Genomic DNA, 11,659 nt, shown 5'->3' on the forward strand with positions numbered 1-11,659 from the left:
ATAAGAACAGCTAATTTATTGAGAAGTATTTTGACAAATTTATAAAAAATTATTTTTATACTCTTGCCATTCTACTGAGGCGCTTTATCTAAAAAACAGAATTGCTCTTTAGTGAAACTATTTTTGTTAAGAGATAAATCGCAGTGTTTTTGAATGGAGATTACGTTGTATTTTCAAAGTCTTGTGTTTTGATTTATTTTTTAGCTTGAATCCCTCTAGGTAAAAGGGTTGGGGACTTTTCTAGATCAATATCTTTTCAGAGATTTTAGGGTGATTCTGTGATGAAAATCACTGTCGCGGGGGGTGGCTTTTATCTTTAATTTATTCGTTTTTGGGGGGCGCAAACAGGGTTTTGCCGTGAGGTTTTTGCGCGTTGTAATGATATTGGACTCTGTTGGAGGAGGTTCTTATGAAAAAATTATATTCAACATCAAACTTGGTTAAAGCTGTTTCGTTGGGAACAGTAATGACCGCACTGTTATCAAGTGTTTCGCCTATTTTGGCTGCGAATCTCGCGATAACAGGCGCAAAAACTATGAGTACGAATGCTCCTGAGGTGATATATCCACATGGCAGTCATGGCAGTGTTGTTTTAGCTGGTGATGATAATTTCTGTGGTGCGGATAATGTTGTTGGACGTGGGGGTAAACAACAGCAGACAATAAAGGATACTTCTCGTATAACTGCAGTAGAGCAATATGAGAGATTTGTTGGTGAGAAAGTTTTTAATAATCGTAGTCCTTATGGCACGACCACTCAACAGGTTATTTGGACTGGTGATGGAATTACGTCCAATAATGGTGCTTATATGGGGACACCGACTTTTGGTATCAGTAATGCTACGCCTGAGGCTTATGGTGTTTATTCTTTTGCAACTGGTTGTGGATCTGCTGCGACGGGGAATTATTCAACTGTTTTTGGTGCGGGCGCGACAGCAAAGGCTGGGGGGGCGCAAGCTTTTGGTGTTTCTGCGCTTGCAAGTGGTATAGCAAGTGTTGCTATGGGTGTTGATTCAGAGGCATCGGGGAAATCTGCAGTTGCTGTTGGGGGACTTGCAACTGCATTAGGTAAAAATAGTGTTGCTATGGGGACAAGGGTAAGGGCAGAAAATAATTATGCGATTGCTATAGGTTCAGAGGCTGAAGCTCAAGCTTCAGGTGCTATTGCAATAGGGAGCAGGCGCTCTGACAGAACTGAATCAGTTGATCCTAACAGAAAAGTAATAGCGAAGGCTCAAAATGCGATTGCTATAGGTACGCAGGCTTATGCTGAAACGGAGGATTCGGTTGCAATTGGTGTAAATTCGCAAGTACTTTCTAAGGATGGTGTTGCTGTGGGTGGAGGATCTATCTCTGATAGAGACAAGGGGGTTGCTGGTTATGACCCTATCTCGAATGGTAACTCGACAAAAACCGATATAGCATGGAAGAGCACCACAGGCGCGTTCAGTGTTGGTGAAGTTGGTGGCAGGGGTAACGGTACGCTAACGCGACAAATTACAGGGGTGGCAGCGGGGAGTGCAGATACTGATGCCGTCAACGTTGCTCAGTTGAAAGCTATGAGAGATGTCATGGCAGGAGCAGGAGGAGGCTGGAAACTTTCTGTTAACGATGGAAGTCCTACAGATGTTAATCCAGGCAGTACAGTCGATTTTTCAGTGCAAAGTACAGAAGTAGGAAAAGACAATTTAAAGATTCAAAAGGCAAGTGGAGATAATAAGCAAAAAGTCCAATTTGTTTTGAGTGATACTCTTAAATTGGCTAGTGTCACTACAGGACAAAGTTCTATGAGTGACGATGGCTTTATGATCGATAAGGGACCAACTATAACTATAGACGGTATTGATGCTGGCAAGAAACAGATTACGGGAGTAGCAGACGCGACTGAAGATGACCAAGCAGTGACTTATAGACAGCTGAAAGATATAGAAAAGGCAACCAAAACGAGCTGGCAGCTTTCTGTTAATGGTGGAAATGCTACAGCTATTGGACCAAATGGCACAGTAAATTTCCAAGCAGCTGGCAATGAAAACAAAAAGAATATTAAGATTGAAAAAGACGAAAATCACAATGTCACATTTGATCTAGCTGATGATATTCAGGTAATGACTGTCACAGCAGGAGAAAGCGTTATGAGTGCTGCTGGCTTTATGTTTACTGATGGTACTGGGCCGAGCATAACTGTTAATGGCATTCATGCTGGTGATAAAACGATTAAAAGAGTAGCGGCAGGGAAAGAAGATACCGATGCAGTGAATTATAAACAGTTGCAAGATGTAAAAACACTTGCAGAAAACGGTTGGAAACTTTCTGTTGATAGTAAAAATGCTACAGACGTTAAAGCTGGGAGTACAGTAGATATTGTTGCGGCTGCGAGTGGGGATGGAAGCAAAAATATAAACATTGAAAAAGCCAATAATAAAGTCACTTTTTCTTTGAATGATAATCTTAAATTGACGAGTGTCACTACAGGCAGAAGCATTATGAGTGATAATGGCTTTATGTTTACTGATGGTAATGGGCCGAGCATAACTGTTAATGGTATTAGTGCTGGTGATAAAACGATTAAAGAAGTAGCGGCAGGGAAAGAAGATACCGATGCTGTAAATTATAAGCAGTTAAAAGACTTTACAGCAGGGATGGCAACAGGCTGGAAGCTTTCTGTCAATGGTGAGGAAGCTACAGATGTTAAAGCTGGTAGTACAGTAAATTTTGTTGCTGCTGCAGATAAGGATAACCACAATAATATCAAAGTTGTAAGAGGCAATGATAATGGCGACGTCAATAAAGTCACCTTTGATTTGGCTGATGATATTAAAGTAACGAGTGTTACAACGGGGAACACTCTTATGAATGAATCAGGATTTGGGTTTGTTAATGATCTGGGGCCAAAAATAACTTTGGGTGGCATTGATCTTAGAGATAAAAAGCTTAAAGGATTGGCAAATGGGGTTGCAGATGATGAAGGAGTAAATGTTTCTCAGTTGAACGAAGTAAAAGATCAAATAACAAATCAAATAACAGAAAACACTCTTGTTAAATGGCATGAAGTTGGACAGCATAAGTATATCTCTATTGGTGACGAAAAAGGTGGTATCGAAATCGATATTACAAACAATGAAAACAGAGAGCGAATTATTCTCGGCGTTGCATCTGGAAAAATCAGCCACGACTCAACAGAAGCAATAAATGGTTCACAGCTTTTAAGTATTACAGAGACTATAGCGGATTTTTTTGGTGGTGAGGATACAGATATACTTAACGGTATTAAACCAGATTATATTATTCAAGAGAAAACGGCTAATAATGTTTTTGATGCTTTCAAGAATGTTAATAGTTCTATCACGGATATTTATAATCAGATTAACAATGTAACAGGCAATAGTCTTGTTAAATGGGATGAGAACGAAAAGCTTATTACCATTGGTAAAGAAAAAGGCGGTACGAAAATTAATATCACAGGTACTGATGGAGTGCGGACCATTGCGGGTGTAAAAAATGGAAAGATTTCAGAAGATTCAACAGAAGCGATAAATGGTAGCCAGATTAATAAGATATCTGGAGATATTGCAAAATTCTTTGGTGGTAATGCCTCATTCGAGAATGGAGTCTTTAGAAAACCGAGATATAATTTAACTACTATTAATGAAAATGGTCAGGTAAAACAGCAGGAACACAATGATGTTGGATCGGCTTTGTCAGGGCTTGATACAAATATCAGGAATGTTAATCATCATTTAGCCCTTGCAATGAAGGACGTTGCTTCTTATTTCGGTGGTGGCGCGGGATATGGTGAAGATGGTAATTGGTACTCTCCTACTTTCAATGTTATCCAATTCAAGAATGATGGAACTTCCTCTAAGCAGCCTTACTCAAATGTTGCTGATGCTTTTGAAGGCGTGAATAATTCTTTCACGAATATTCATAATCAGATTTTGGATATAAAACAAAATAGTTTAGTTCAGCAAGAAGAAGAGTCTGGACCTATCACCATTGGTTCTCAAACAGGCGGTACGAAAATTGATATCACAGGTACTGATGGAGAACGGATCATTACGGGTGTTTCAGAGGGGGAGGTTACTGAAGACTCCACTGATGCAATCAATGGTTCTCAGCTTTATTCAATGGGTAGTCAGATTGCTAATTATTTTGGCGGTGGAGCTAGCTATGAGGATGGAAAGTGGGGAAAGCCTACTTTCAAAATTTCTCAGCGTAATGAGGATGGCACTATTGTTGAGAAAAAGCATCATAATGTTGCTGATGCTTTTGAAGGTGTCGATAATTCTATCACAGATATTTATAATCAGATTAATAATGTGACAGAAAATAGCCTTGTGAAGCAAGAAGGAGAGAATGGTCTTATTACCGTTGGTAAGGCAACAGGTGGTACTAAAATCAGCATTGCAAATAAGAAAAATGAGGAGCGGACACTTTCTGGTGTGAAAAATGCGACACTTTCGATAATCTCGACTGAAGCAGTAAATGGTTCACAGCTCTTTACGACTAATCAGAATGTTAGCGCTGTAACAGATGATCTGAAAAAAGTTGCTGTAAATACATCAAAATATTTTGGTGGCAGTACAGATGTACTTGCCGGTATAGAACCAACCTTCATTATTCAGGATAAAACATATCATAATGTTACAGATGCGTTTACTGATGTGAATATTTCTATTACGAATCTTGATAATAAGATTATTGAAATGAAAGAAAATAATCTTGTTAAGCAAGACGGAGGTGTGTCAGGCGTTATTACCATTGGTGCGAAAACAGCTGGTACTGAGATCAATATTGCAGGCGTTGGCGGTTTGGGACGCACTATTTCTGGTGTAAAAGCAGCAGAAAAGGGTGATGAAGCTGTTAACAAAGACCAACTTGATAAAAGCATAGGAAAGATTTCTAAAGATGCTTTGTTGTGGGATGATGCAGAACAGGCATTTGTTGCACGTCATGAAAAAGATGGACAGAAAACAAACAGCAAGCTTAAGTATCTTTTGGATGGTGAGATTGCTAAAGGTTCAATGGATGCTATTACGGGTAACCAGCTTTATCTCATGAGCAGTCAACTTGCTAATTATTTCGGTGGTGGTGCTAAATATGAGAATGGCAAATGGACAGCACCTAGTTTTGTGATTTCTCAAGTCAATGCGGATGGCAAAATTGTTGAGAATAAGTATAATAATGTTGCTGAGGCTTTTGGTGGTATTAATAACGGGATGTCAAATATTAATAACCGTATTGATGATGTCATCAACAAGGTCGATTCAGATGCTTTAAAGTGGAATGATAAAGAAAAAGCCTATGATGCTGGTCGCGATGGTAAGCCGAGTAAGATTATCAATGTAGCTGATGGTAAAATTGAAAAAGGTTCGAAAGATGCGGTTAATGGTGGACAACTTTGGGAAACCAATGAACGTGTCACGGGTGTTGAAAAAGATGTTAAGCATCTTACCAATAGAGTCGACAATATTTCCACTACGGTTACGGATATTGGTAAAACGGTTTTCAATATTGAAAACAAAGTTGATAATATTGATAATAAAGTTAACGATATTGCTGAGGATGCTGTTCGTTATGACAGAGATGAAAACGGCAAAAAAACCAATAAAATCACATTAGCGGGTGGTGATCCTAGTGAACCTGTTATGATTGATAATGTAGCTGATGGTAAAATTGAAAAAGGGTCGAAAGAAGCTGTAAATGGTGGTCAGCTCCATGACTATACCCAAGAACAGATGAAGATTATTCTTGATGAATCCAAGCACTACACAGATCAACGGATAAATAATATCAGGATTGATGCGATTGATGATGCTGTTGATCGGGCTAAGCAATATACAGATATGAAGTTTGATGTTTTAAACTATAGTATTGAGAGTGTGAAAAAAGAGGCAAGACAAGCAGCTGCGATTGGTTTAGCAGTTTCTAACTTACGCTACAATGATACACCTGGAAAATTAAGCGTTGGATTTGGTACTGGTTTATGGCGTAGCCAATCTGCATTTGCCTTTGGTGCAGGTTACACCTCAGAAAATGGAAAGTACCGTTCTAACATATCCGCAACAACTTCTGGAGGTCACTGGGGTGTAGGTGCGGGATTCAATATGACGTTGAACTGATAATAAACAAAATACATAAAAAACTTCTTTTCACCCCTGTCTCATGAGGCAGGGGTGAATTGTTTTTACATATGTAAAAAATATATAAATTGATAAGCGCTATAATGATAAATACAGGTTTAAAAAACAGAAAAACCGTACATTTTCAATAAAGTAAACTTCTTATTTCAAAATAAGATAATGAGTTTTTTCATAAATTATAATTGATTATTTTCTGCTTTAATTTTTTAATCTGAAAAATCTGTAGCACTCTACAGATAGAAAAAACCTTTCACTCTTTAGAAATCTATTAAAAACTTTATAATAAGAAAAGAGCGTATATTCAAATGTATTTCAACTTTACTGGAAGAAGTTATAAAAACAATATACTAAACTGACTCTACCCCTTGCAAAAAACAACCAATAAGTTTAAAGCTTAAAAAAGCTAATCACCACTTTAAAAAAATTTACTTTCTTAGGAAATGTAAAAGAGCCAAACACGTTAACCATAAAACCGAAAAACACAACTTAACTATCTTTTCAGTCAGGTACTAAACTCTTGAACATGTTTAGAAAAGCCAATTTTAAAGAACTTTATAGCGTTTAAATGTGTCTTTTTTATGTTTATAGTTATTTTTTCATTGGGGAGCTCATTATGAAAAAATTATATACAAAATTAGCAGGGAGCGATTTAAAATTTTCTCGTTTTCCTTTTATTAAAGTTCTTTCGTTGGCTACAGCGGCTACATTTTTATCGAATGTTGTACCTGTTTTTTCAGCAAATCCTGATTTTAGAAACACATTTCTCGAAGGTGTTAACAGTGTTGGTGTCTCTTATCCGCAAAGCATTATCTCTGTTGCTGGTTTGAATGCTTCTCCTGTTTCAAAAGACAATTATTTAACAGCACTCAATAAAGCCGGATTAGAAAAGATTAATACTTCTGATGACTATGCAAATTTTTTAACCAAAACCCTTTCTGGTGTGAGCTATTATAGTCCTGTCGTGAATGTTTTGACAGCGGATAGCAAAAATGTATTGGTAAGAACCCTAGATACGGGGGGGCAAGATAAAAAGTTTCTCGTTAGTCCACGATCATTTGTGCTTGATAGCTCTTTAGACCAACAGCTTGCACAGGATGATGAGAATACAGATATTATTAATGTGTCTAATATCTTACGGAGTGGTTCAACAGAGGGAATGCAACGTGATGTATCGGGAAATAATGTTATTTGGGGTAATGATATTACTTCGGAAACCACGAACAGTGTTGTTATTGGTTATAAAGCGAAGGCGGTCTTCGCTGAAGAAGATAAAAAGCTAGCGGCATCTGTTATCATAGGTGCTAACTCGGAGATCCGTGGCGGTGGGAACGTTTCCATTGGGGCAGACACAAAGATATTAAAGAGTGACTCGGTTGCCGTTGGTCGTTATGCAACAGTAGAGGATGGGGGAGGTACAGCTCTAGGCTTTAAGGCGAATGTGAAAGGTGAATATGGTATTGCTATAGGGAATATGGCTCACGCTTTGGGAAAAAGCAGTGTCGCAATAGGTGGTGAATATAATGAGAAGAGCGAACATGGAGATGATGATTATACAACTGCGAAGGACGATTATTCAACAGCTGTAGGAGCCATTTCTAAAGCCCTGGGGTATGGTTCTACTGCTCTTGGTCATCGTGCATATGCACTTAATAAGCACGCCATTTCTATAGGCTTCTATTCGAAAGCAGAGGGAGATGGAGCTATTGCTATAGGTGTCGATTCTGTAGTTTCGGTAGATGATGGTGTTGCTATAGGAAGAGATTCTGTAGCCAATAGGGCTGCTGGTGAGTTTGGTTATACTTCTGTGTTGCAGGGTCCTGCAACAAACACAGAGGCGCAATGGAAAAGTACGCGGGGCGCAGTGAGTGTTGGTGATTATAGTAAGGGTATAACCAGACAAATTACAGGCGTAGCAGCTGGTTCTGAACCTGCAGATGCAGTGAATGTTAGGCAGTTAAGAGACTTAGAAGATGTTGTAAGAAAAAACGGTTGGAAACTGTCAGTTGGAGATAAGAATGCTACAACTGTTCTTATGGATAGCGTAGTAGATTTTTCTGCTGGAAGTACAAATCTTCAGATTACAAAAGGCGAAAAAGACAATAAACTAAAATTTGATCTGGCTCAAGATGTTACATTAACGAGCTTAAAGGCAGGTACAAATACCTTCGATGCCACGGGCTTAGTAATTACTGATGGTCCGAAAATAATCACTGCTGGTATTGATGCTGGAAATAAAAGGATAACGGGTGTTGCACCTGGTGATCTTAGTGCAGATTCAAAAGACGCGGTAAATGGTAGTCAGTTGAATGTTGTAGCTACCCACATAGCTGGATATTTAGGCGGTGGTGTTAAATTTACGAATGGCCAATGGGATGATCCAAAGTTCAAAATTAAAACTTTTAATTCTGAGACGAATGAGATTGAAGAAGAAAGTTTTCCGAATGTAGCAAAAGCCTTTGAGGGTGTGGGTAAGTCTTATGTAAATCTTCACAATGAGATTAAAAATGAGATTAAAAAAGCTACCGATGATAGTGTCTTTAAATGGAATGCCGAATCGAAGAGCATTAAAATTGCCGCCGCTGAGGGGAAAGGTGGGCAAGGAAGTATTGCTATAGGTAATCTTTCAAATGCAAATGCCGAAAATAGTATTGCATTAGGTAGTTTTGCAGCGGCATCTGCTGAAAATAGTATGGCATTAGGTGGACTTTCAAATGCATTTGGTGCAAATAGTATGGCATTAGGTTCAAATGCACAAGTACAAGCTGCTGTTCCTGGTGGTGTTGCTGTGGGTTATCAATCTGTTTCTCGTAACCCAGCGTCCACTGTTGGCTATGATCCTTCCATAGGTAGCAAGTCAACAGATGATGGTGTGATATGGAAGAGCACTCAAGGAGCTTTTAGTATTGGTGATACTCCGAATAAGATAACACGACAGCTTACAGGTGTGGCAGCGGGTTATGCAGATACTGATGCCGTCAACATTGCGCAGCTAAAAGCACTAAGAGCGTACGCAGGTAAAGGTTGGAAACTTTCTGTTGATGATAAAAATACCAAAGCCGTTAGCATAGATGATACAGTAGATTTTTCAACTGGAAGTAAAAATTTTAAGATTACAAAAGGCGATAAGGACAATAAGCTAAAATTTGATCTGGCTCAAGATGTTGCATTAACGAGCGTAAAGGCAGGCACAAATACCCTAGACGCAACAGGTCTAGTAATTACTGGAGGTCCGAAAATAACAACGGGTGGTATTGATGCTGGTAGTAAGAAGATAACAGGTATTCAAAGTGGCGCACTCACAGCAGAATCAACCGAAGCTGTCAATGGTTCACAACTTTTGGCAACAAATACTGAAATTGCTAATGTAAGAGACAGTATTCTTGTTAAGCAAGTAGCAAAGAAGACTTTAGCGCGTAGTCTCCGTGATGGAGGAACGGGTCTTATCACTGTTGGTATGGAAACTGGTGGTAGCGAAATCAGTATTTTGAACAAAAGTAATGAAGGGCGGAAACTTTCCGGTCTACTTGGCGGGGCAATCAGTGGAACTTCAACAGACGCAGTAAATGGCTCACAGCTTCATACATTGGGCACAGGGGGTGCTTCGTATTTCGGTGGTGGTGCTGTCTATGCGGATGGGAAATGGACCGCTCCTACATTCAAGGTAAAAACAATCAAGGAAGATGGCAGCCCTGAAGATAAGGATTATCCTGATGTAGCATCTGCTTTTGCTGGAGTTGGTAGTTCTATCACGAATGTTCAGAATAAATTGACTGAACAGGTTAATAATGTGATTAACAAAGTAGAAAGCGAAAGCTTTGTTCAGCAAGACAAAACAACGCATCGTCTCACTATTGGAGCTGCAGTAGAAGGCAGTGAAATCAATATTGCCAATAAGGCTGGTGCGGATCGGACTCTTTCTGGTGTAAAGGACGCGACGAAAAACAATGAAGCCGTTAACAAAGGACAGCTTGATAAAGGCTTGAAAGATCTTTCGAACAGTCTTCAGTCTGATGAATCAGCAGTTGTTCATTACGATAAAGATTCAGATGGTAAAACTAATTATAGTAGTGTGACTTTAGGAAAAGCTAAAGATAAGATAGCTGTAGGTCTCCATAATGTTGCTGATGGTAAGATTTCCAAGGATTCACATGATGCAATCACGGGTGGTCAGATTAATACCATAGCTTCGGATTTATCAAAAATTTTAGGTGGAGATGTATCCTTTGATGGAAAAAACTTTAAAGGGACAACTTATAATTTATCGAATATTGATGAAAAAGGTGAAGTAACAGATAAACCGCATACCGATATTGGTTCTGCCTTTAAAGGACTTGATGATAATATCAAGAATGTGAATGCTCGCATTAAGGAAGTCTCAGAAGGAGTTGCACAAGATTCTTTATCTTGGAGCGATGGTGACAAAGCTTTTGTAGCTCTGCATGGGGAAGGGGATGACAGAAAAGCCAGTAAAATCACATCACTTGCTATAGGAGATATTACGAAAGAATCGACGGATGCAGTAAATGGTTCTCAACTTTATTCATTGGGCGATAAGGTTGCAAAATATTTTTCTAATGACGCTGAATATAAGGATGGGGAATTGAATGTTCCTGATTTTAAGCTCAAAACTATCAATGATGATGGCACTGAAGCTGAATCAAGCTATAAAAATGTATCAGATGCATTTTCAGGTGTGGGTAAACTTTTCACAAAGATTCAAAATGTGATCAGCGATGTAATCAGTAATCTTCTTGTTACGAAAAATGAAGATGTTATCAACATTGGTAAAGGAGTAGAAGGAAATGAAGTCAATATCGCAAACAAGAGTGGTAAGGATCGAACCCTTTCTGGTGTGAAGGCGGCAGAAAAAGACAATGAAGCGGTTAACAAGGGACAGCTTGATAAAGGTTTGAAGGATCTTTCTGATACCCTTCTGTCTGATAGTTCTTCTGTTGTTCTTTACGATAAAACAACAGATGATCAAATTGATTATACAAATGTAACTTTTGGTAAAGGGAAGGATGCTAAACCTGTTGCGCTGCATAATGTAGCCGCAGGATCGATTGCGGAAAACTCAACGGATGTTATCAATGGAGGACAGGTTTACATCCTTTCAACGGATGTAGCAAAATTCTTGGGTGGAGATGCTGAATTTAAGGATGGTGCTTTTAAAGGGCCAACTTATAATTTATCTAGTATTGATAAAGATGGTGAAGTAACAGATAAACCGCATACCGATGTTGGTTCTGCCTTTAAAGGACTTGATGAGAATATCAAGAATGTTAACGATCGTATTAAGGAGGTCTCAGAAGGAGTTGCACAAGATTCTTTATCTTGGAGCGATGGTGACAAAGCTTTTGTAGCTCTGCATGGGGAAGGGGATGACAGAAAAGCCAGCAAAATCACATCACTTGCGGCTGGTTCTATAGCATCAGGCTCGAGTGATGCGATTAATGGAGGTCAGATTTATACTCTACAACAGAGCTTTGCCTCATATTTTGGTGGAGGAGCTGGTTATGA

At 38.9% G+C, this 11,659-nt stretch carries 2 protein-coding genes; both read left to right on the top strand.

What is annotated here, in order from left to right:
- Positions 1-409: 409 nt before the first annotated feature.
- Positions 410-6,118 carry a Vomp family autotransporter gene (locus ACFIKD_RS01240; protein WP_375646998.1) on the top strand — a complete coding sequence of 1,903 codons (5,709 nt, stop codon included), beginning with the start codon at positions 410-412 and terminating at the stop codon, positions 6,116-6,118.
- Positions 6,119-6,752: 634 nt separating this feature from the next.
- A partial coding sequence (locus ACFIKD_RS01245) for a hypothetical protein (RefSeq protein WP_375646999.1) occupies positions 6,753-11,659 on the top strand: 4,907 nt, incomplete at its 3' end.

The organism is Bartonella sp. CR84HXZ, from assembly GCF_042194535.1.
Lineage (GTDB): Bacteria > Pseudomonadota > Alphaproteobacteria > Rhizobiales > Rhizobiaceae > Bartonella > Bartonella grahamii.

Bases quoted from the DNA above. Each gene is read 5' to 3' on its own strand.
- ACFIKD_RS01240 (WP_375646998.1), top strand. From the start codon at position 410: ATGAAAAAATTATATTCAACATCAAACTTGGTTAAAGCTGTTTCGTTG.